Annotated in this window: 10 protein-coding genes; 9 read left to right on the top strand and 1 reads right to left on the bottom strand. The window is 43.3% G+C overall.

Annotated elements, in window-relative coordinates; genetic code table 11:
• Positions 1–98: 98 nt before the first annotated feature.
• Positions 99–1,121 carry a nucleoside hydrolase gene (locus BC643_RS06160; RefSeq protein WP_120272264.1) on the top strand — a complete coding sequence of 341 codons (1,023 nt, stop codon included), beginning with the start codon at positions 99–101 and terminating at the stop codon, positions 1,119–1,121.
• A 13-nt stretch (positions 1,122–1,134) separates the two neighbouring features.
• Here the strand turns inward: BC643_RS06160 and BC643_RS06155 are convergent, their stop codons facing one another.
• Positions 1,135–5,235: a hybrid sensor histidine kinase/response regulator transcription factor gene (locus tag BC643_RS06155; protein ID WP_120274169.1), complete on the bottom strand. Its 4,101-nt coding sequence runs from the start codon at positions 5,233–5,235 to the stop codon at positions 1,135–1,137.
• Positions 5,236–5,742: 507 nt separating this feature from the next.
• Between BC643_RS06155 and BC643_RS06150 the strand changes: the two genes are divergently transcribed.
• From BC643_RS06150 to BC643_RS06115, 8 genes are all read left to right on the top strand, one after another.
• Complete coding sequence (locus BC643_RS06150) at positions 5,743–8,175, top strand: sugar-binding domain-containing protein (RefSeq protein ID WP_120272263.1); 2,433 nt, start codon at positions 5,743–5,745, stop codon at positions 8,173–8,175.
• A 49-nt stretch (positions 8,176–8,224) separates the two neighbouring features.
• Entirely contained in the window at positions 8,225–11,011 is a 2,787-nt protein-coding gene (locus BC643_RS06145; RefSeq protein WP_120272262.1) for an RICIN domain-containing protein, read from the top strand.
• 198 nt (positions 11,012–11,209) lie between these two features.
• A complete protein-coding gene (locus BC643_RS06140) occupies positions 11,210–13,063 on the top strand; it encodes an NPCBM/NEW2 domain-containing protein (protein WP_147377152.1) in 1,854 nt (617 codons plus the stop codon).
• Between the two features lie 194 nt (positions 13,064–13,257).
• Positions 13,258–15,462, top strand: coding sequence for a family 43 glycosylhydrolase (locus tag BC643_RS06135; protein ID WP_120272260.1), 2,205 nt, complete (start codon positions 13,258–13,260; stop codon positions 15,460–15,462).
• A gap of 22 nt (positions 15,463–15,484) precedes the next feature.
• The gene (locus tag BC643_RS06130; protein WP_120272259.1) at positions 15,485–17,980 is read left to right on the top strand and encodes a sugar-binding domain-containing protein; all 2,496 of its coding nucleotides are present in this window, start codon (positions 15,485–15,487) and stop codon (positions 17,978–17,980) included.
• A 999-nt stretch (positions 17,981–18,979) separates the two neighbouring features.
• Positions 18,980–19,516, top strand: coding sequence for an RNA polymerase sigma-70 factor (locus BC643_RS06125; RefSeq protein ID WP_120272258.1), 537 nt, complete (start codon positions 18,980–18,982; stop codon positions 19,514–19,516).
• A gap of 99 nt (positions 19,517–19,615) precedes the next feature.
• Positions 19,616–20,584, top strand: coding sequence for a FecR family protein (locus tag BC643_RS06120; RefSeq protein WP_120272257.1), 969 nt, complete (start codon positions 19,616–19,618; stop codon positions 20,582–20,584).
• 130 nt (positions 20,585–20,714) lie between these two features.
• A complete protein-coding gene (locus tag BC643_RS06115; RefSeq protein ID WP_170154475.1) occupies positions 20,715–24,107 on the top strand; it encodes a TonB-dependent receptor in 3,393 nt (1,130 codons plus the stop codon).
• The last annotated feature ends 15 nt before the right edge of the window (positions 24,108–24,122 follow it).

The raw sequence follows: 24,122 nt of genomic DNA, 5'->3' as shown, positions 1-24,122 counted from the left end.
ATGTAGTATTGTTTGCCCCGGAAATGCAGTTTCATTTTCGGGGTTTTTTCTTGGATTGACTAACTTAGGAGAGGATTTTTACAACACAATTACAACTTATGAAAAGATTCGGATTATTGGTGCTAAGTGCACTGCTTTTCACGGCTTCAGCGTTTGCACAAGAACAATCAGTCGACTATAATCAGGTGATTAAAGTCAGAACGCGTGTCATTATTGATAATGACTTCGGCGGAGATCCCGACGGATTGTTTCAGTTGGCACACCACCTGCTGTCGCCGACAGTTGATGTGAAGGCAATTATTGGTTCTAAACATTATGATGGCGGGTTTTATGGTTACCCTGGAGATGCAACCTATTCGGCTAAAATGGCCAGCGAGTTACTGGCGGTTATGCATTTAAGCGAAAAATATAGCGTATACGAAGGTTCCAGTTCCGAGTTGAAGGATACCCTAACACCAATGGAGTCTGAAGGGGCCAAAGCCATTGTTCGGGAGGCTATGCGCGATGATGTAAAGGAGCCTCTTTATGTTGTTTGCGGCGCAGGTCTGACAAATATTGCCAGTGCCTGGTTAATGGAACCTCAAATTGCAGAACGGATTATTTTGATTTGGATTGGTGGTACCGAATATGACGGCTTGGCAACGCCACCACCGGGCGCAACAAAGAATTGGGAGTACAATACCGGAATTGACGCAAAAGCTTGCCAGGTAATCTTTAATCAGTCGAACATACCGATTTGGCAAGTGCCGCGCGATGCTTACCGGCAGGCTTTGACAAGCTACGCTGAGCTCACATACAAGGTAAAAGGTATGGGAGATACCGGACGCTTTCTCGTTAGTCGCCTGGACGATTTGATGAAAAGGGCTGACAAGGGATTAGGCGAAGCTTACGCTTTAGGCGATAGCCCGTTGGTGCTGTTAACAGCCCTGCAGTCGGCATGGGAAGTTGACCCATCGTCCAGCAAATATGCTGTGAAAAAGGCGCCGAGAGTAAACGGAAAAGGCTATTTCGAAGAGAATCGCAACGGCCGGGGAATAAGAGTCTATTACGACCTGGATGTTCGACTCATGTTTGAAGATTTTTTTGCCAAGCTAGCCTTATTCAGTGGATCACCTGGTTAAATTCAACGCCGGATTATTCGTCCCTGCCTGCAATCTTTTTCAGGTAATCACTCGGTGTTTCGCCAAATTCGTCTTTAAAGCACTTCCGGAAATAGTTGCCGCTGCTCATTCCAATCATGTAGGCGATCTCTGAAATCGAGTAGCGGCCGGTAATCAAAAATTCCTCGGCTTTCCGAATCCGAATGGTCCGGATGTACTCATTAACCGTTTGCTCGGTAAGTGCTTTCACCTTACGGTATAAGGTTGAATGACTCATGGCCATTTTCTCGGCCAGGAAGTTGACGTCGAGTGCAGCCGAATCCAGGTTATCTTCAATGATCTTGGCTATTGACTCGATAAATTCCTTGTCCAGATTGTTCAGAGACTCATTCATGAAGCTCTTCTTGTCAACAGATTCTTTAAACTGTTCGGCAATCTTTTTCCGGGTCTCCAGGATGTTTTTTATTCGACTAAGCAGAAGCTTGGCCGTGAACGGTTTGGTGATATACGATTCGGCACCCAGTTCGTACCCGGTCGTTTTATCGGCAAGCGAATCTTTGGCGGTTAATAAAATCACCGGAATATGGCTGGTTCGGATGTCTTCCTTCAATTTGCCGACCAATTCAAATCCATCCATTTCAGGCATCATCACATCCGAAATAATCAGGTCGGGGCTGTATTGCTGTGCTTTCTCGAGACCAATGGTGCCGTTTAAGGCTGAAATAATCCGGTAGTTTTCGGATAATGATTCAACGATGTAGTTGTTGATGTCTTTATTGTCCTCAATTACCAGTATGATTTGTTTGTTTTTCTGGCTGGCCAGTTCTGCCGTTTGGTTTTCAGGATCCATCTCAACATCGGCGGCGATGGCAAGCAATTCTTTGTCCAGTTCAGATGCTTCCTCGCTTGGAATAACATCGATGATTTCGTGGCGTGCGTCGGGGTAATTGTTTGCCTTTTGCAAAATAACATGGAAGGTTGTACCGGTTCCGGGGGTACTTTCTACCTTTATCTCACCTTGGTGCAAGGTGATCAGATTTTTCGCCAAAGCCAATCCAATTCCGGTACCGGAACGTTGAGCACTCTTCTTTTCCTGGAAGTACCGATCGAAGATTTTAGGCAATGCGTCGGCGTGAATGCCTTTGCCCGAGTCTGCGACAGAAATTTCGGTGTAGCTCGTTCCGTTTTCCTCGAAATTGTGCAATGCGATATTGATAATGCCGGAGTCGGTAAATTTGAAAGCATTCGAAATGAGGTTATCCAGAACAACTGTGATGGCCTCCTGATCAAAATACATGCGGTAATCACCGTCGGCGATGTCAACACTAACCTTCAGGTTTTTATTGGTGTTCAGATCCTGGTATTTCAAGCCAATTTCAGTTACTAAACGATCCAGCATTCCTTCGCGAACAGTCAATTGTCGGTTCTGTGTTTCCGTTTTTCGGAACTCCATCAACTGGTTAATCAGGTTCAAAAGCCGGTTTGTACTTTTCCGGATAGCATTCAGTTTCCCGCTTTGTTTTTGTGTTAAATCCTCATCGGAAATCATGTCCTCCAATGGTCCCATAATCAAGGTGAGCGGTGTTCGCAGTTCGTGCGCAATATTGGTGAAAAAGCGGAGTCTTTCGTTATGAAGCTCCTGATCTTTTTGGTGGTTACTTTTCTCAATAATTAATGAATTTTCCAAATCCATTTTGCGCTTGTAGAAACGTAAGGTGTACCAAACAGCGATGATGAAAAGGATCGCGTATATACTTTTTGCCCACCAACTCAGCCAAAAAGGAGGGTGGATGTAAATACTCCAGGACGAAAGTTCTCCAGATCCTTCCTGGTTTCTTATTTTTGCTTTAATGTTGAATTTGTATCTCCCGTAAGGAACATTACGGAAGGTGATTGAGTGATCATCGCGGGCATTGTACCATTGTTCTTCCAAACCCTGGAGCTGGTAGCTGTATTCCACGAGGTCGGTCGTGACGACATCAAGTACGCTGAAGGATACCTTGAACGTGTTTTGCTGATAGGATAAGTTAATATGTGACTTCACCGGAATTGAGTTCTCTTGTTCGGATAACCGAACTTTTTTGTCGTACACACTGAAGTCGGTCATTACAACCGGGGGAAGTGTCAAATCAGAGGGCAGGCGCCTTGGATCGAAAAAGCAGAGACCGTTTTCAGACCCAAACATGATCCATTCATTGTTGTCATTTATAACAGAACCTGAGATGAAGCTCCCTAATGGAATGCCTTCGTACTGCCGGGGGAGATAATTGTAGAATTTATTTGAATTTTGGTCGTAACAAATTATACCGCTTGTAGTACTGCACCAGAGTTTATTATTCGCATCTTCTGCAATTGCCCGTATGTGCGGATCACTGATCAGATTCTTATCATTAAAAATGGTAAACTGATCCGGATCTTCGGGATGAAACAGAATTAAGCCATCTCCGGATCCAGCCCAAACATTACCCGAACGATCGTAAAAAAGATGATTGATTAAATTTGAAGGAAGTCCGGAGTTTGTATCAAAACTCTTCAGTAATTCCAGGTTTTCATTAAAAACAGCTACTCCCGCACCAAAATACCCGATCCACATTTGCCCGTTGGAAGTATGGCAGATACTTCGGAGGTAGTCGCCATTTAACGGAGAATTTGTCGAGTTAAACGCATTTACTTTGTCAGTTTGCGGATCGTATTGGTAAAGTCGGTTCGAGCTACCGATCCAAATTCTTCCGTACCTGTCTTCCGAAAAACAACGCACATCGCCAATACCCTCGATTGGAAAAGGTTCTACTTTTGTCGAATTTTGTTTTAGGATCGAGACTCCGCCAGCCCAGGTTCCAAACCAAAGATTGCCTTTCGAATCACGATATGCTGCAAGTACCGCATCATCGGTGAGTTTCGAATTGGACTCGTTTATCATCTTAACTTTAAACCCGTTTTCAAATACATCAATTCCGCCTCCGTCTGTTCCAACCCAAATACGACCATCTTCATCTGTGCAAATCCCGTAAGCTGTTTTGTTTGACAGCCTGTTGGCGACTTCCGGGTTCGAAGAATACGTCCATTGGTTGAAAAAAGGCGCTTGGTGGCTGATGATATTGATTCCTCCGCCATAGGTTCCCATCCAGATGTTTTCAAAGCGATCCTGATAGATACAGTGTACCGTTTGGTTGGACAAGGAGTTATCGTTGTAGCCGGATGTTATATTGTCAAAACTTATCTGATTTCCGGAACGCGATACGTATTGCGTTGTATTGAGAATACTGATACCTCCGTTTTCGGTTCCAATCCACAATTGGCCGTTATGGGTTTGTGTGATGCTGAAAATAAAGTTTGAAATCAACGAGCCGGGATCTCCTTGTCGGTGTCTAAAGACCGTGAAGTTGGAGAATTGTCTGTTAAACAAGGCCAACCCATTATCGGTGCCCAGCCAAATATTTGAATGCTGGTCAATAAAAATTGTATTGACTTTATTCCCGGGTAAACTGGTGGGATCGTTCGGTTTGTTTTGAAAATTTTTGAGGGCTCCGGTTTTGGGATCGAAAACGCTAAATCCGGTGCTTTCGTGCCCAAGGTAAATGGTACCATCCTTTTCTTCGGCAATTGACCAGATTGTATTGCTGGCTAAATCCGGGATGGTTGTCTTGTTGTAAGTTGTAAATGATGCTGATTCTTTATCGAAATAAGCGAAACCCTGGTGGTAAGTTGTAATCCACAGGTTGCTGTCCCGCGAATTGATGATGTTGGTAACATCATTCGTTGGGATACTAGTTGGATCCAGGGGATCGTGTTTGTAGTGCTTGAATTTACCGGTATTGCAGTCGAATGAATTTAAGCCTTCCCGCTGAGTCGCAATCCATATTTTGTTGTCGTATTGATCGGCACAAACTACGTTCAGTTCATTGGCACTAACGGAATTCTCATCACCTTTTTTAAACACTTTAAATTGTTCTCCGTCGAATCGGTTTAAGCCGGATTCAGTCGAAAACCAAAGAAAGCCTTCTTTGTCCTGGGTGATCCCCATGATGAAACTATTGGACAGGCCGTCTACAATACCAAGCTTTTTAATTTGACGGTACTGAGCATTTGTACCCAAGCAGACCAACAGGAATAGCAATGATAATATCGGTTTCATAAGGATAGGTTCTTCTGCAAACATAGTAATTCTGCGGGAAAAATGTCGTTTGACGAATTTGTGTAGCTCCTCTGCTGAATTTATAGTCGTCAATTTTATAGTCTTAAAATAGTTTTGTAGTGAGGTTCATCAACTGCGATTCAAAATGAGTTTGAATGGACGTCACAAACCAGTAAAACTAAATCGATACTTGTGAAACGGATCATTTACTTCCTTCCAATTTTCGCCTGCCAGGGGAACCGAAAGGCATCCAAAATTCAAATTAACCTCGATGATTTGGGGGAGCATTTCAGGAACCGTTGGTTTTGTACGGTGCAAGGGAAAATCGGAATCCTAACACGTTCGTTCGCCGCGATTCAGAAAGTAGTCCAAATGTCTTTCCACGAATTCGCTGTAATTTTGCAAAGACCCTTTATTTTCAATAATCGGTTGTCGGAAGTTCGTCCAATTCCGGTTCGCAGTTTTCCATCAACTAAAATGACACGAAGCTTTTAAAGAACTTTATCTATGAAAAAATCAATAGACCTTCTGATTTGTACGTTGTCTTTTGTCTTCCTTTTGGGGGCTTGTACTCCGCATAGCAACCAGGCATCCGGAAATATCGAAAGGAAGCAAAGCTTTGATTTCGACTGGCGGTTTGCTTTGGGCGAACAGCCGAATGCCGAGAATTCGAATTTCGATGATTCGGGTTGGAGACAACTGGATTTACCCCACGATTGGAGCATTGAGGATAAGATTGCACCGGATAACCCAACGGGTAATGATGGAGGGTATTTCCCTGCAGGGATTGGCTGGTACCGGAAAAGTTTTACGATTCCCAAAGAGTGGAATGGAGAAAAAATCGGAATCTATTTCGAAGGAGTTTACATGAACTCGGAAGTGTTCATCAACGGCAAATCGCTTGGAGTGCATCCTTATGGGTATACTTCATTCGATTACGATCTGACTTCTTTTATCCGTTTCGGAAAAGAAAATATACTGGCGGTTCGGGTGGATAATTCATTGCAAAAAAACTGCCGTTGGTACAGCGGATCCGGTATTTACCGTCACGTTTGGCTGACAGTGAACACTCCGGTACACATTGCACATTGGGGCGTAGCGATCACTGCTCCGGCGATTACAACGGATAGTGCTACCGTCGAAATAAAGACGATCGTTAAAAATGAAACGGGAAAACAACAAACCATCCGGTTGGTGACAGAACTGATGGATAAAAATTCGGATAGGGTTGGAAGTGGCGAATTGAGCATTGAGATGGCCTCGAATAGTCAGGAAGAGGTAACACAAAGTATTCTTGTTCATAATCCGATGCTGTGGACGCCGGACAGTCCTGAACTTTATACGGCAAATTCAATCATTCAAAAAGACGGGAATGAGATTGATAAAGTAGCAAACAAATTTGGCATTCGCACCATCAACTATTCGGCCGAAAAAGGATTTGAACTCAATGGTAAAACCATCAAGTTGAACGGAGGTTGTGTTCATCACGACAACGGTGTTTTGGGAGCTGCGGCTTACGACCGGGCTGAAGAGCGGAAAGTTGAATTGTTAAAGGACGCTGGTTTCAACGCGGTAAGAACCTCGCACAACCCGCCGTCGGAAGCATTTTTGGATGCTTGCGACCGACTGGGGCTCCTGGTAATTGACGAAGCATTTGATGGCTGGAGACAGGCCAAAGATCCAACACCGCATGACTACTCCACTATTTTTGATGAAAATTGGCAAAGCGATCTGGAAGCTATGGTTTTGAGGGATCGCAATCATCCGTCGATCGTGATGTGGAGCAGTGGAAACGAAATTATGGAACGCACGTCGCCTGAAGCGGTTAAGACTGCCCACATGCTGAATAGTCATATTCGCGAGCTCGATCCCACGAGGCCAGTCACTTCGGCCATGTGCAGCTGGAATCAGGGCTGGGAAATTTTCGATCCACTGATGGCCGAACACGACATTTGCGGCTATAACTACATGATGCACGAATCTGAGTCCGATCACAAACGGGTTCCTAATCGGGTAATTTTGCAAACCGAGTCGTATCCGAAAGATGCTTTTTACAACTGGCAGATGGTTCACAATAACGATTACATTATTGGCGACTTTGTGTGGACGGCAATGGACTACCTGGGAGAATCCAGCATTGGTCGTTACTACTATCCGTGGGAGCCGGAAGGGCAACACTGGGAACGCAACTTTTTCCCATGGCATGGTGCGTATTGCGGTGATATTGATCTGAATGGATGGCGCAAGCCGATTTCGCATTATCGCAATCTTTTGTGGAACGACACGGAAAAACTTTACCTGGCAGTTCGTGAGCCCAATCCGGCCAAAGGAGCGATAAAAACAACCATGTGGGCCGTTTGGCCAACTTGGGAAAGCTGGAACTGGCCGGGCTTTGAAAATGAAAATATTGATGTTGAAGTGTATTCAAAATATCCAATTGTCCGCTTGTATTTAAACGACAAGTTAATCGGTGAAAAACAGACCGGATTGGAACAGAAATACAAGGCAACTTTTAGTGTGCCATATGCTCCAGGTACCTTAAAAGCAGTCGGTATCGATGGTGGAAAGAATGAAGTTGAAACAACCGTTTTGAAAACCGCGGGAGAACCATCGCAGCTAAAATTATCAGCTGATCGTCAATTACTAAAAGCAAACGGACAGGATTTGTCGTACGTCACAGTTGAGGTGACGGACGCAGAAGGCAACCTTGTACCCAATGCTGAAAATAAACTTGAATTTTCGATTCGTGGAGAAGGTGTTATTGCCGGAGTCGGTAATGCCAACCTGAAGAGTACAGAGCAATATGTTAGTGATCAATGTACGGTTTGGAATGGCCGTGCGCAAGTAGTAGTTAGAAGTCCTAAAAATCCGGGGGAACTCGTTCTCAATGTAAGTTCGCCCGGATTGGAGGGGGCCGAAATTCAAATTCGCTCAAATTGATTTCACATTCAAATTCGCCTTATAGCATAAAACGATAACCTACATAACTATGAAATACATCTTTACTTTGGGAATTACCTTGCTGATTATTGGATTCAGCCAATTCTTGGCCAATGCTCAAACTGCCAGTACCGCTGACAATTTGGTTACTCAACCGATTCCTGACCGCACAGTCACCTATAGTTTATCGGCCCCGGGGGTCGAAAAGCCCATTATCTGGGGATTGGACCTGGCCTGGCTCGATCAAAACAACATTATTCGCGGAAGCAGATTCATGGGAAAAGACATCGTTGATGTGGTGCGTTCGTCATTTATGCCAACAGATCCGGTCGTGGATGGGGCGCTTACAGGCACTGCACTCACAAATACCAATTTACGGATTAATATCATCAACACCTGGCTCAATCCATCGACTCAAGTGGTGTTGAATTCAGATCATCCGTCCATCGATCCAACGCTGGCTCCGTCAAATCCGGACCAGGCAAAGAACTGGGCTGAGCTCCTTGATGTAACCCGGGTGATGCACGTAGCTGCAGGGCGAACGGTAGTTACAGTTTCACCCTTCAATGAGCCGGATTATTCGGCTACCGGTCAAGGAACAATCGACGACTTTTATGATATCATTTTGGAGTTGAAGAAGAATTCGAATTTCAACAATATCCGCATTTCCGGAGGGAACACGCTGAATGATGACGTTGCTTTGGAATGGTACAATTACCTGGATCCTGCGGGGTTGGACGAGGGAAATACCCACCAGCTCGCAGGTGATTTCGATCATTACGCTGCATTTTTTCAGGCAGTTAGAGCCAACGGCGATCACGCGACAGCCGATGAGTTGCACAATGTGATGGAAGCGATGGTTGGTGTTGAATACGGCATGCAAACCGGCATTTGGTGGGGCTGGGCCGAATATGCACGGGGCGAGTTTTGCAAAGCCAGCAGATCTGGCGGTGCCCGATTGGGCTATGCTGAACATCGTCCGAACTGGACAGCAGCATCAGTTTATCGCGCCCCCGACGGAAAAGTACAAGCCTTTGTTGGAAGTTCAGAAAGACAAGCGGTAACCACAACTTACCGTTTTGTCTCGGAGGACGAAAAAGTTTACTACGATGGAAATGGCCCGCAGCGTCAATTTACAGTAGTGATGCCGGGAGGAACCGGCTATCAGAATGGACAGACCAATGCGGAACGTGTTGTCAATATCACCAGGGGCGAGGATGTACAACCAGCCATTAACGGCAAATATATTCTGGTGAATAAAGCCAGCGGAAAGGTTGCCGAGGTAGCAGATGGCTCAACAACTGCAGGTGCGAACTTGCAGCAAGGTACATACGCAAACGCCACCTACCAGCAGTGGAATGTGGCACCTGTCGATTCCCGGATTGGGGGCGATTTCAGTTATTACACGATGACAGCAGTACACAGTGGTAAGTCGCCCGATGTTTATAACTGGTCGCTGAATGATGGCGACAACATTGCGACCTGGGATTATACGAAAGGCGCAAATCAACAGTGGTATTTGGAGTATGCCGGTGATGGTTGGTTTTATATTCGAAGCCGCCATAGTGCCCTGTGTCTGGAGGGATCTTCGGATAATAATATTGTCCAGCGGGAAAAAAACATTAATGATAATATACTCTGGCGCTTTTTACCGGTTGATGCGACCGTTGAGTTTGCTGCTCCAGCCGTTCCGACGAATTTGACTGCAACAGGAAATGCAAGTTCTGTAAAACTGGAGTGGACAGCCAGTACGGATACAGATGTCGCTGGTTACGATATTTTACGTGCCAGTTCATCAGGTGGCGACTACAAAACGATAGCCAGGAATGTTGATGCGACATCCTGTGTTGATAATACAACGTTAGCTGGTGTTTCGTACTTCTATAAAATCAGAGCTGTAGATAAGGCTCTCAACCGTTCCGGTTATTCTGATGAAGCGTCAGCTGCTTCTACTGGCGAGAATGATTTGGTTGAATACCTCAAATTTGAGGGTGATACCAAGGATAATTCGCTAAACCTTAACCATGCCGTCGCCAAAGGAGGGACCTTTATTACCGGCCGACAAGGTACGGGAGCGTTATCACTTAATGGTTCAAGCGATTTTGTTCAGCTTCCCGAAGATGTTGCCAACCATCCTCAAATTTCGGTTGTAGCTTGGGTGAAGAGAAATGGTTATACAGTTGATCGACATATTTTCGAATTTAGTTCAGTCAACGACGAATACATGTATCTGTCGGAAGCAACAGGTGGTCAAATGCAATTGGGAATCAAGTATAATGGCACAGAGCAAACCTTGACAGCTCCGACTTTGCCAGTTGCTGAATGGGCCCACTTGGTTGTAACTCTTGGAGACAACGGAGCCTCCATGTATGTTAATGGTGCGTTGGTTGCGGAGTCAGCAACGATGACAATCAGGCCATCCGATTTTAACCCTTTCATGAATTACATTGGAGTCAATTCGTCGACCAAAAAATTATTCGGCGGAGCAATTGACGATTTTAGAATATACAATTATCAGTTGTCCGGTACGCAAGTAACAGAATTATACAACGACCTCACAACCGATGTGTACGATATGGTGATGGAAGAGAGCGACCTTTCAGTATGGCCTAACCCTGCGAATGATATCCTACACATCAACTACATGGAATTTAGTAAACGTGACTTCTCCACCTTGCAACTGTTAAGCATGAGTGGTGCAGTGGTGATGAATATCGATATTCAGTCGAGTGGAAATACCGACTTGAATGTGTCGAATATTGCTACCGGAGTTTACTTGCTCAGATTAACGACAAGTGAAGGAACAATCACAAAGAAGATTGTGATAAAGCATTAACAGGCACGAGACCTGTATCAACTTAGCTAGGTTACTTTATTCTGACTGCGATGAAAACAATGAGATATTTTATACAACAAGTGAAAGCAAAATTAGGCCGATTTGCAGATCAAATCAGATCCATTAGAACAAGTCGGAAAGATCTGGCTTTGAATTGGATTCTTCGTGATTTGGATTCAGAAAACAAATAAAATAAAAATGAAAAGAGTTATTTTTTTAAGCACGTTTTTAATAATTATACTTTCTCTGTTCTCTTGTTCGAATACGAAAACGCCAGGAGATAAAACAGATTCCTTTCATCAATGGGCGATAACGCCGCCAATGGGGTGGAACAGCTGGGATTGCTTTGGCCCTTCGGTAGTTGAAGATGAGGTAAAAGCGAATGCAGATTACATGGCTGCCAACCTGAAGGATTACGGCTGGGAATATGTTGTTGTGGATATCCGTTGGTATGTTGATAACCAGACGACAGGGCATTACAACGCCTACGACAATTCAACCTTTATTCTGGATGAATACGGACGTTATATGCCGTCGCCAACACGGTTCCCTTCGGCAGCGAATGGAGCAGGATTTAAGCCGCTGGCTGACTATATCCATAGCCTTGGACTAAAGTTTGGGATTCACATTATGCGGGGTGTACCGAAAGAAGCCGTTTTTAATAAAATGCCAATCAAAGGAACAGATAAAACTGCAGCTGATATTTATTCGATCGACACGGAATGTACCTGGCTGCAGGATAATTACACCGTTGTTGCCGGTAAAGAAGGAGCACAGGAATATTACAACTCTATTTTCGATTTATATGCTTCGTGGGGATTGGATTTCGTCAAGGTTGATGATCTTTCGCGCCCTTACCACGCAAATGAAATTGAGATGATTCGCAAAGCCATCGATCAAACTGGACGTCCGATTGTGTTCAGCATGTCACCTGGTGCAACTCCCGTTGAAGAGCATGAACATGCTACAGCGCATGCAAACATGTGGCGCACCATCGACGATTTTTGGGATAACTGGGCGCAGCTGAACTATTCATTTGAAAAATGTGCCGAATGGGCACCCTACATCCAACCCGGTGCCTGGCCTGATGCAGATATGCTTCCCATGGGGAAATTCATTCGTGGCGAACGAGCCACCGACCGTTACACAAAGTTCACTGCAGACGAGCAATATACGTTGATGACACTTTGGACGATGTTCAAGTCGCCATTGATGTTTGGTGGTAACATGCCGGATAACGATGAATTCACAAATTCACTATTAACCAACCGCGAAGTTCTGGATGTACATGCCCACTCTGTGAACAACAAGCAATGGTTTAACGAGAATGACCTGATTGGCTGGACGGCAGACGATCCGGATACCGGTGATAAGTTAGTAGCCGTATTCAATAGTGCCGGCGATGGTTTTATTACAACAAAAGATTTGTTGTATCGCAGCGGCACCGTTTCGAGGCTGACCGACGGATATGGAGAAAAGATCGATATTGATCTTCCTAAAGGAAGTACTCAGTTATACCTGATTGTGAATGATGGCGGTGACGGTCATGCCTGCGACCACGCCGATTGGATCAACCCAACAATCTACCAGGATAACGGTGATTCGATCAGCCTGACCAGTCTGAACTGGGAGTTCGCTTCGGCTGGATGGGGAGAGGTGGCTTTGAATAAAAGTCTATCAGGTAATCCACTACAGGTCAAGGAAACCACTTACGAAAAAGGAATTGGAACGCATTCGCAATCGATTATCAAATACAAGATTCCGGAGAACACGGTGCGATTTAAAGCTTTTGCCGGCTTGGATCAGGGAGGTACCAGCCAGCACGGAGGAGCCACAGTCGAGTTTATGATCTCAACAGAAGACCCGGCTCCCGGAGAGGTTGATGCGGTTGCTATTCCGATTAACATGGAGGAGCTCGGGTTTACAGGCGAATGTAAAATTCGCGACCTGTGGGCGAAAAAGGACTTGGGTACCTATTCCGGTTCAGGATTTGCTCCTACGATTAACTATCATGGTGCCGGATTGTATCGCATCTCGCCTTTGTCGAAATAAGAAATTGTTGAATGAAGGATTCGGTAGAATAGCAACGAAATACAACTGGGATTAGAACCATCGACCTTTAAAAGCGGACATTTCCGTTTTAGTGTTGAATTTGTTACCTATTTTGACAAATCAGTGACCTTGCTGATTACATCTGTTGAATAACTTTGAGACAATCATGAAGTTTAAATAAAGAATAAATACAAATGGACAAATCAAAGACCGGATTAATAACTGCAATTACAAAATGTTTCCTGGTTTTCGCGGGACTTATTTCGTTTGTTTCGTGCAAGACACAGCCCCTTCAAACTGATGCTTACTTATTTGTTTATTTCACCGGAAATGGTCCGGGTGAGGAAGCGATCCGCTATGCGGTTAGTACCGATGGCTACAACTACCGGGCATTAAATGACAATCAACCAGTATTGGATTCAAAGAAAATCAGCACCTCGGGTGGTGTACGCGACCCGCATATTCTGCGCGGTGCCGATGATAAAACCTTTTACATGGTGGCTACCGATTTGTACGTGCCGGAACAGGGCTGGAACAATTTTGCCATGATCCTGATGAAATCGACAGACCTGATAAACTGGGAAACGTCGGTGATTAACATTCCGAATACTTACCCCGATCAGTTTGCTGATGTGGACCGTGTTTGGGCCCCACAAACCATTTACGATGAAGTTACTGGCAAGTACATGGTTTACTTTTCGATGAAAGACAAAGGCAATCACCCGGATATCATTTATTACGCTTATGCCAACAAGGATTTTACAGGCTTGGAGGAAGCACCCAAACAGCTGTATTTCCCACCAGTTGAAAGCAATACCAAAGCGTGTATCGATGGCGATATCATTCCTTATGAAGGTAAATTCTACCTGTTTCACAAGGCAGAAGATGGAGACCCCGGAATTAAACTGGCTATTTCCGATAAGCTGACGGAAGGTTACCAGCTGGTAAGCGACAAACGTGTAGATAGCCAAACGGTGCCTGTTGAGGGTAGTGGTATTTTCAAACTGAATAATACGAACGAGTACATTCTGATGTACGACATGTACACCAGCGGTCGCTACCAGTTTACAAAGAGTGCGGATCTGCAACACTTTTCTGTAATTGACGAAGAAATCTCGATGAACTTTCACCCGCGGCACGGCACGGTATTGCCGATTACTACGGAAGAATACAACCGGTTGATGACAACTTATGGCAAAGCGGACGATTTGTTTATCGCAGCCACTTCTGATCAATTGAAAAAGAACAATGTGGCAATCAACGGCGAGAAAAAGACCATTCACCTTCCGGTGAAAGTTGGAACCGATCTAACCGCGTTCGACCCAATGATCACAGCCTGGAAAGGCATCACTGTTGCACCGGAAGGTCCGCAGGATTTCTCCAAAGGTCCGGTTGAATATACCTTCACCATTGTCGGACAGGATCCGGTGACCTACTTGCTTACAGCTGCAGAAGATCATAACCCCGCATTGGTTGGCTTTTATGCCGACCCGCAAGTGTTGTACTCACAAAAGACAGGCAAATATTACATCTATCCAACTTCTGATGGTTTTACAGGATGGTCAGGTTACTACTTCAAGGTGTTTTCATCTGATGACCTGGTGAACTGGAAAGATGAAGGTAAAATCCTGGATATGAAAGCTGGCGACGTGCCATGGGCTGATGGCAGCTCCTGGGCGCCAACCATTGTTGAAAAGAAAGTGGGTGACGACTATAAGTACTACTATTATTTCAGTGGGAACTATGTTGCGGGCGGCGGGAAGCAAATTGGCGTGGCAGTAGCCGACAATCCAACTGGTCCGTTCGTGGCTGAAAAAGAGCCTATGATTACCGAATCTCCTGTTGGTTGGGGACAGCAAATTGACCCTTGCGCCTTTATCGATCCGGCTTCCGGAAAGTCCTATATTTACTGGGGCAACGGTTACCTGGCAGCAGCTGAGCTGAATGACGATATGATTTCGATAAAGCCAAAAACAATCAAGGTTTTAACGCCCGACGGAGGTACACTCGAAGACTATGCTTTCCGTGAAGGAGTATACGTCATTTACCGCGAAGGAACTTACTACTTTATGTGGTCGGTTGACGATACCGGTTCCGCAAACTATCATGTGGCCTACGGTACTTCCAAATCACCAATGGGGCCAATTAAAGTAGCAGAAAAACCAATTGTGTTGATTCAGGATGCCGCCAATGGCATTTACGGTACTGGTCACCACTCCGTCGTAAAGGTTCCCGGTAAAGATGAATGGTACATCGTTTATCACCGCATCAATAACAAACATTTAAGTGATGGTCCCGGATACCACCGCGAAGTTTGCATTGACAAAATGGAATTCAATGCCGACGGTACAATTAAACAAGTATCACCTACTGTAAAAGGAATTTCTCCTGTTGAATAAGAAACTAGATAGACGAAAAGATATGAAGCTGAAATTAATATTCCCGCTTTTGCTTTGCCTGCTTGGCATTGGCTCGTTGCACGCTCAACCCGGATTTGGCGAAGCGATGCTCACAAACAAAGATTGGAAATTTGTGCTGAAGGATGTCGAAAACGGGCAGCAGCCCGGTTTGGACGATAGCCGTTGGCAATCCATTGATCTGCCTCACGACTGGAGCGTGAAAGGACAGTTAAGTCCGACATTGGCCAGTGCTACCGGCTATTTACCAGGAGGTATTGGCTGGTATCGCAAGCACGTGGAAATTCCCGCCGATAAAAAAGGTGAAAAAGTATACCTGTTTTTCGGGGGCGTTTACAATAGAAGCGAGGTGTTCGTGAACGGTGTATCGCTGGGCAAGCGGCCCAACGGGTACATTTCTTTCATGTACGATGCAACGCCTTACATCAATTTTGGGGAGGAGAATGTGATTGCTGTTCGGGTGGATCACAGCCAGTCGGCCGATTCGCGCTGGTACACCGGCTCTGGTATTTATCGCGACGTTTGGGTGGTGTATGCCAACCCGGTTCATATTGCCGAGTGGGGCGTTTATGCTTACCCGGAGCAACTAGGGAAAGGCTATCAGCTGCAGGTTGAAGTGAACGTTGACAACGGTTCTTCTGAGTCCTCTGCTTTGACAGTGAAAAACGAACTGTTTGACAAAGCAGGCAAACTGGTTGCCAGGTCATCCGGCAAATTGAAGGTTGACGCCAGCCAGTCGGGCAAAACTCAAACTGCATTGAAAGTGGCAAGCCCTGAACTTTGGTCACTGGATACACCGAATTTATATACGCTGAAAACATCCGTTTACCGCGGAAAAGATTTAATTGACGAAACTAAAACAACAACCGGTTTCCGCCATTTTACCTTCGATGCGAATAAAGGTTTTGCGTTGAATGGCGAATCGATGAAAGTGAAAGGTGTTTGCTTACACCACGATGCCGGTGTGTTGGGATCGGCCGTTCCTCGTGAAGTATGGAAAAGAAGACTGATCACCTTAAAAGAAATTGGCGTAAACGCCATCCGCACCAGTCATAATCCACAAGCTCCGGATTTATATGAGTTGTGCGATGAGCTTGGTTTACTTGTTTTAGATGAAGCATTTGATGAGTGGGAATATCCGAAACGCAAATGGCTGCAAGGCTGGAATGTTGGTACTCCCGGTTTCGAGGGAACGTTCGATTTCTTTGATGAATGGGGTGAGAAAGATTTAGTGGATCAGGTAAAACGTGATCGAAACCATCTTTCTATCTTCGCCTGGAGCATTGGTAACGAAGTCGATTACCCGAATGACCCTTATTCGCACCCGGTGCTGGCCGGCGGTGCGGAAACGGGTTTCACCCAACCAATTTTCGGAGGTTATAAGAAGGATGCACCCGATGCCATGCGACTTGGAGTTATTGCCGAGCGCCTGGTGAAAGTGGTGAAGCAGTATGATCAATCGCGCCCGACGACTGCCGGTTTAGCGGGTGTGGCCATGTCAAACCAAACCGGCTACCCATTTGCGTTGGATATCACCGGATATAATTACACCGAAAGTTTGTACGATCACGATCACGCCAAATATCCGAACCGCGTGTTGTTTGGAAGCGAGAACCGTCATGATTTGGCGGCGTGGAAAGCGGTAACATCTCGTGATTTTGTGTTTGGCCAATTCTTGTGGACAGGAATCGATTACCTCGGCGAATCCGGCAGTTGGCCGTCACGTGGTTTCTATTCAGGACTGCTCGATTTCGGTGGTTTCATTAAGCCTCGTGGTTATTACCGTCAGTCGCTATGGTCGGACAAACCCATGGCTTACCTGGGAACCTACCCAACACCGGGACATGGCAGCAAGAGCCAGATGAAAGATGTTTGGTCGCAACTGGATGCTGAAAATGTGAGCGGAGATTACGAAGAGAAAGTACCTTCGATGGACGCCTGGCCAATCTGGAACTACCCGAAAGGCGAATTGATTCGCGTGGTTTGCTATACCAATGCAGCACAAGCCGAACTACATCTGAATGGTAAAGTTGTTGGAGAGAAGAAACCCTACAATTCCGAAACCGGAATCATTTTCTGGGATATTCCTTACCAGGATGGCAAGCTCGAAGTGATTGGTTTGGATGCCGATGGCCAACAAGTGAGTAGCGATGCAATTCAATCTTCAGGCCGGCCATATGCCATCAAAGTTATCGAAGGAGATAAAACCGTCGGCAAGAACGGTGTAGCCCAGATTGCCATTCAGATTGTTGACGAAAATGGCGTCCCTGTAATGTTGTCGGACGACGATGTTACTTGCCAGATTTTGGGTGATGCCAAACTACTCGGTCTCGAGGCCAGTAACAACGAAGATATGGGTGATTACACCGATAACAAGCAGCGTGTATTCCACGGACGCTTGATTGCCTATGTCCGTGCTGGCGAACAACCGGGTGAGGTGAAATTTAAATTCTCAGCCAATTGGTTGAAGGCAGCTGAAACACAATTTACAGTGGAATAGAATAGACAAAGAGTAATAACAAGGTTTTAAAAGTAATCTTGTTATTTTTTGTTGTATAGTCTAATTCGAAGATGAATTCTATTGTTGTTAGGGCTGTTAATATGTGATGTTGTCAAGTTTATTTCTCTTGTTTATCCCCAGTGTAAACTAGATTAACAATTGTGGTTAACAATCTGTCTTCAGAAGCGATTTTGATTAACACTTTTCGGACGATTTTTATTCACTTTTTTTGAAAAAAACTCGTTTTCAGGTTTTTGTGCATTTTGAGTCATTTTTTTTCAAAGTAGTGTTAAGCAAAAGTCCCTATTGGGTAGTGTTTTCGCTGAGAAACAGTGATATTAGAGGCTGTCATTAGTTTTACGAAATAGCCCTCAAAACGCCCTCGTGCAAAAAATAAAGGAGCTAAAGCATTGCTTTAACTCCTTTATTTTTAATTGTCGGGATGACAAAATTTGAACCCGACTTGTAAATGGTCTATATATCAAATATTTATATTCTTGTGAATTCTTTGGTTCACCGTTTTGTTCACATTTAAAGAACGTCTTATTGTTTCCGCTCAAAGGTACAAAAGTTAGATCATTTGAATGTTATTTTCAAGATGGAGACAAGAATTTTTCAGCTCAAAATAAAGCTTCAAATGTCAGCGGATAAGGTGAATACATGCAGTACTATTCTTCAATGCTGATTTTTTATTCATTTTGTCGCGACTGTCAATGTCATCGCTAAAATTTGTTGATGCAGTGTTGATTAACTAATTAGTATGCGGATGTTGGATGGTTTTGCCTCTTCTTTGTCAAACGTGTAATTAGTCTGAATTCCAGATTTATGCGTCTCATTCTGCATGAACTTATTGCAAAACTGAATCGAATTTACGATCTCAATTAGTGCGAATATTATCAATTTTTTAATGTGGAGTAGGGGAAGTTTATTTCTCAGCCGTCTAAATAATTGAATCGTTGAAAAAGAACTCACTGAATTGACTAAGAAAAAGCGTCGACAATGTATAATGAACGTAATCTACTGGAATCTTTGGCTAAAGGCGATCGACAGGCATATAACTTACTTTATTTAATGTATGCACCTAAAGTTGAAGTTTTTGTCGAGAAGTTGGTGAAGAATAAAGAAACTGCAGAGGATATTACCCATAATGTTTTCCTCCAGGTTTGGGAGAAGAAGGACATTATATCAAAGGTAAATTCATTTAATCAGTATGTTTTTAAGATGGCTCGGAATTCAGTATTTGACCTTTTTGATCATAATTTAATAAAAATGAGGTATAAGAAGTCAATTGAGAGCAAAGGTAGTTTCTCTGTTCTAAGAACTGAGTCAGAAGAAGAGATTCATACAAAAGATCTGTCAATGTTGATCGATTTGACAATTAACCGAATGCCTCCGAAGAGGAAGATTGTGTTTTTGATGAGCCGCAAGGAAGGTTTATCGCACAAGGAGATAGCTGAGAAACTGAATATAAGTACGAGAACAGTCGAAAATCATTTAGCCCAGGCTAGAGAAGAGATTCGTAGGGTGATATCTTGAGATCGGGTGTTTGCAAAGATCAATATCATTGGTTTTACTGCATACTAATCGATGTTGGCTGGGTGTGTGAAATTAGAATAAAAAGAAAATATATCAGAAATGGCCGAAGAGAAAATAATTGAGAATATTGTGAATGAGTTCCTGGATCATGAATACCCGGAGGAGATTCAACTCGAATTTCAGGAGTGGATTTTGAATTCTCAGAACAGGAAGGAGAAGGATGATGCGCTGATGAAATATGCTACTGGATTAAATCCAGAGTTTGATCATCAGTTATTTAGTGAAAAGTTGCAAAAGGTTAATGAGACTATTGACCGGAAAAAAAATCGTTATAACAAGCGCTTGTTTATTCAGATTTCATCCATTGCTGCTGCATCCTTGGTGTTGATTGTCTCCACATACCTTTTAACTGTTAAATATGCAGCTGTAGCCAACAATGAAGTTTTTATAACCTCTTCCCATTCAAAAGGAGAGTTCCAGTTACCAGATGGTTCAAAAGTCATATTGAATGCTTCCAGCCGTTTGGAGGTGCCAGCTGATTTCAGCGATAATAACAGACACGTGCATCTCGATGGCGAAGGATATTTCAATATCAAAAAAGATCCGGATCACGCGTTTAATATCGCTTCAGAGCATGTTGATATTAAAGTTGTAGGGACAATTTTTAATATGAAATCTTATTCGTCGAGTGAATATGCTGAAGTGGTTCTAGAGCGTGGACTGGTTGAAGTTACCGGGAAAAGTATATTCAAGCCAATTCGAATGGTTCCAGGTGAAAGATTAGTTATTGATAAATCAGTTGAGTTAAATGAGGTCTATGTGCCCAATTATACCAGTTGGACGGGTAAACAATTGCTCATTGATAACCTACCTTTAAAAGATATTCTTGTGAACCTTGAGCACTGGTACAACGTGGAGTTTGAGGTAACCGGCAAATTTGACCCGAGTCCCCGTCTTACATTTGTGGTCTATAATGAAAGCTTGGATAACGTGTTAGAGCAGATTGCGATGTTGACTCCTTTTAAGTACAAGATTTCAAATAACGTTGTTTACTATCATTCAGAATAGAAAATCTATATACAGAATAATCTAAATAGTACGCCGATGAACATAGTCTTTACAATTCACTTACCTAACCATTCCAATTAATAAATTTAATAGTATCTAAACTATGAAAATAAAACCTAATTTAATCTGTATGAAAAAAAACGTTTTATTCGAGGCTTTTACAGCTAAGAAGCCGGGGAGGATTTTATTTCTATTATTCATTTGTACCATACTCTCTTTAAACGTTATGGCGCAGGAAATAAAGAGTGTAACAATAGATAATGATAATATATCTATAAAGGAGTTATTGCGGGAAGTCGAAAGGCAGAGTGGTTGTGCTTTTTTTTATAACAATAGTGACATCGATGTCAATAAGCAAGTGTCAGTCAAAGTTAGTAACCAGTCCGTAGAGAACTTGCTTAGAGAGATTTTACCTGATGATCTAACCTTTAAAGTAAACGGCAAAATAATTACGATTTTAAAGAGGGGAGATAGTTCTAACCAAGAGAACCTTTCAAAGAACATCTCAGTTAAAGGGACGATCACAGACGGCGTAGGAGATCCGTTGCCAGGTGCGACGATTATTTTAGAGGGGACGACTATAGGAACAATTTCAGATGCCAATGGGAAGTTTAATTTAAGCAATATTCCAGGTGCGGGGCGGTTATTCGTAAAGTTCATTGGGTATAATGATCAATTGGTCTTAGTTGAAGGTCGAAAAGAAATAAATATTGTTCTTGATGAAGAAATTAATGAACTAGATGAAGTTGTTGCCATTGGATATGGTACACAAAAGAAAAGTAATGTCACGGGAGCGATCGCATCGGTAAAAGCAGAAGCTTTGGAAAATAGGTCAACAGGTGATGTTGGACGTGCGATTCAAGGTAAAGTTGCTGGAGTTCAGATTATGGCTTTGAGTGGAGCTCCTGGATCAGGTACAAGCTTTCGAATCAGGGGGTATTCAAGTAATGGTTTATCTAATCCTTTATTTATTGTTGATGGATTAAAAGTAGATAATATTGATTTCCTTGATCCTGAAAATATCGGATCTATCGAAATATTAAAAGATGCTGCATCCGGTGCAATCTACGGAACCGAAGCAGGTAATGGTGTTGTACTCATAACAACTAAAACCGGTAAAAGGGGAACAAGTCGTGTTTTCTATAATACGCAGTTTGGCATTCAATCTATGACAAATAAGGTTGACATGATGGATGCGGATGAATTTAAACAGTTTTGGTCGGATGCAGGTGTTTCTCAAGGTGCTTTTCAAAGTGCTAATACAGATTGGCAGAACGAAGTTTTTGAAAATGGAGAAACACAAAGTCATATAATAGGATTTGAGGGAGGTAACGATGATGGTTTGTTTTTCGCATCTGTTAAATACAGTAAAAACGACGGTATGGTTGTTGGCGATAAGGATGTCAACAAAAGATACATTGGACAGTTAAACGCTTCCTACAAAATAAATGATTGGATAAAGGTAGGGACAACAAACTCCATTGAGCACAGCACTACGATATCAGTATCTCAAAATGCCTATAATTCTGTTAATAGTGTAATCGGAAGTGCCTATTTTTTCGATCCGACTGTACCCACTTTCTATGAAAATGATGCCGACGCACCTACGGAAAACGGCTACAACTTGTTGGAAGCGGAAGCCGCAGGTTATAACGTTCTTCGAAATGACAAGAACCAACTTTACGGTACTTCCCGGTTTATTATAGAACCACAGAATCCCTTGGGGATGATACATAACTCCGATAATTTGAAGCGAAATTCTTCATTAGGCGGCACACTTTATGCAGAATTGACTCCTTTTCAAAATTTCTCTTTTACCTCAAGATTGGGGTATGGACTGGGATCTACACATACAAAAACCTATCGGGAGCCTTATTGGTGGAGTGCAACAAAATACCTTATAAATCCAGCGCTCAGCGAGAGCATGTATCAATCCACTTATTACCAATGGGAAAATTTTGCGAATTACAGTTTCTCCAGAGGCAATAGTGAATTCACGACCATGGCAGGTATGCAGTATACTCAGAATCTTATGGAATACATGTCGGCAAGTACGGACGAATTAGTTAGTACTTTACCGAATTTCCATAATTTAGACAGTTCATTTACAGATGCAAATGATGCTATTGGTGGAAGTTCCGATAAAACGAGCAATATATCTTACTTTGGGCGACTTGGATGGAGTTATGCGGATCGATACATTCTTCAGGCTAACTTCCGAGCGGATGCTTATGATGCTTCCAGACTTTCGAAATCTAATCGTTGGGGATATTTCCCTTCAGTGTCTGCCGGCTGGGTTGTTTCGAATGAAAATTTCATGCAGGAAAAGAATCAGGACATACTTTCCTATTTAAAAATTCGCGGTTCATGGGGGATAAACGGTAACGTTAATTCACTTAGTAATTACAGGTACACAACATATGTCACTCTAGCAAGTGATTATTATAACTTTAATGATGCGCTTATAGCCGGATCTGCACCATCAGATGTTCTTCCAAATGAGGATTTAACCTGGGAAGAGTCTAAACAGTATGACATTGGTGCTGATGTTAGATTCTTTAGCGATCGTTTGTCTTTTTCATTCGACTATTACAACAAAATAACAACGAATTTACTTACCGAGATGACTGCTCCTGCAGTTTCCGGAACTTCAAGCCAATGGGTGAATCTCGGTAAAATAAAAAACTCAGGTTTGGAATTTGAACTCGATTGGAAAGATCGAATTGGTAAATTTAGCTATGGAATACAAGGAAATATTTCCACACTTCATAATGAGGTTTTGGAAAGTCCTTATGAAGAAGGTCGTTACCCTGGAGGTGGTGGTTTTTTCACAGAAGCTACCTATTTTGAAGTTGGTTATCCGATATGGTACCTCAGAACAAATATTATCGACCACATCGACTATTTGACCGGTCAGCCAATTTATAAGACAAGTGAGGAACTCGGGACAGATGATGGAAAAGATTATGTCGGATCAAGCATTCCAGACTATACATACGGAATAACGTTAACTGCAGAATATAAGAACTTCGATTTGAAAGTTTTTGGTTCTGGTGTTCAAGGATCAAAACTGTTTTGGGCTATAGCACGTTTGGACCAACCCAAAGGCAATTTACCGACAGCAATTACGAAAGATCACTGGTCGATGGATAACATTGACGGAGTACACCCCGCTCCAAGTTTATGGAATAATACGACGAGCTTATATTATTACGGCTCATCGAATGACTTCGTATTTAATTCATCATATTTTAAGATTAAGCAAATACAGCTGGGCTATACCTTCCCAAGGAAGTTGATCTCTAAACTAAAGATGTCGTCACTTCGAGCTTATTTGTCAATGGATAATTTCTTCACGTTTACGAAATATCCAGGTAATGATCCTGAAGTTATGTCTGGCCTTTCAAAAGGAGATGAACCAAGAAGTTCAAACGGTATGTCTCAAGGTGGAGGAATGGGAGTTGACAGGGTGCGCTATCCTGCAATGAAACAGGTGTTATTTGGTCTTAATGTATCATTCTAATTTAAGGTATTACAA

It is taken from the genome of Mangrovibacterium diazotrophicum (assembly GCF_003610535.1).
In the GTDB taxonomy this organism is placed as follows: Bacteria; Bacteroidota; Bacteroidia; order Bacteroidales; family Prolixibacteraceae; genus Mangrovibacterium; species Mangrovibacterium diazotrophicum.
This window is presented reverse-complemented; position numbering and strand designations above follow the sequence as displayed.

Excerpts from the sequence above, each read along its gene's own strand:
- BC643_RS06140 (WP_147377152.1), top strand. The coding sequence starts at position 11,210 with ATGAAAAGAGTTATTTTTTTAAGCACGTTTTTAATAATTATACTTTCT.
- BC643_RS06150 (WP_120272263.1), top strand. The coding sequence starts at position 5,743 with ATGAAAAAATCAATAGACCTTCTGATTTGTACGTTGTCTTTTGTCTTC.
- BC643_RS06130 (WP_120272259.1), top strand. The coding sequence starts at position 15,485 with ATGAAGCTGAAATTAATATTCCCGCTTTTGCTTTGCCTGCTTGGCATT.
- BC643_RS06125 (WP_120272258.1), top strand. The coding sequence starts at position 18,980 with ATGTATAATGAACGTAATCTACTGGAATCTTTGGCTAAAGGCGATCGA.
- BC643_RS06135 (WP_120272260.1), top strand. The coding sequence starts at position 13,258 with ATGGACAAATCAAAGACCGGATTAATAACTGCAATTACAAAATGTTTC.
- BC643_RS06115 (WP_170154475.1), top strand. The coding sequence starts at position 20,715 with ATGAAAAAAAACGTTTTATTCGAGGCTTTTACAGCTAAGAAGCCGGGG.
- BC643_RS06145 (WP_120272262.1), top strand. The coding sequence starts at position 8,225 with ATGAAATACATCTTTACTTTGGGAATTACCTTGCTGATTATTGGATTC.
- BC643_RS06155 (WP_120274169.1), bottom strand. The coding sequence starts at position 5,235 with ATGAAACCGATATTATCATTGCTATTCCTGTTGGTCTGCTTGGGTACA.
- BC643_RS06120 (WP_120272257.1), top strand. The coding sequence starts at position 19,616 with ATGGCCGAAGAGAAAATAATTGAGAATATTGTGAATGAGTTCCTGGAT.
- BC643_RS06160 (WP_120272264.1), top strand. The coding sequence starts at position 99 with ATGAAAAGATTCGGATTATTGGTGCTAAGTGCACTGCTTTTCACGGCT.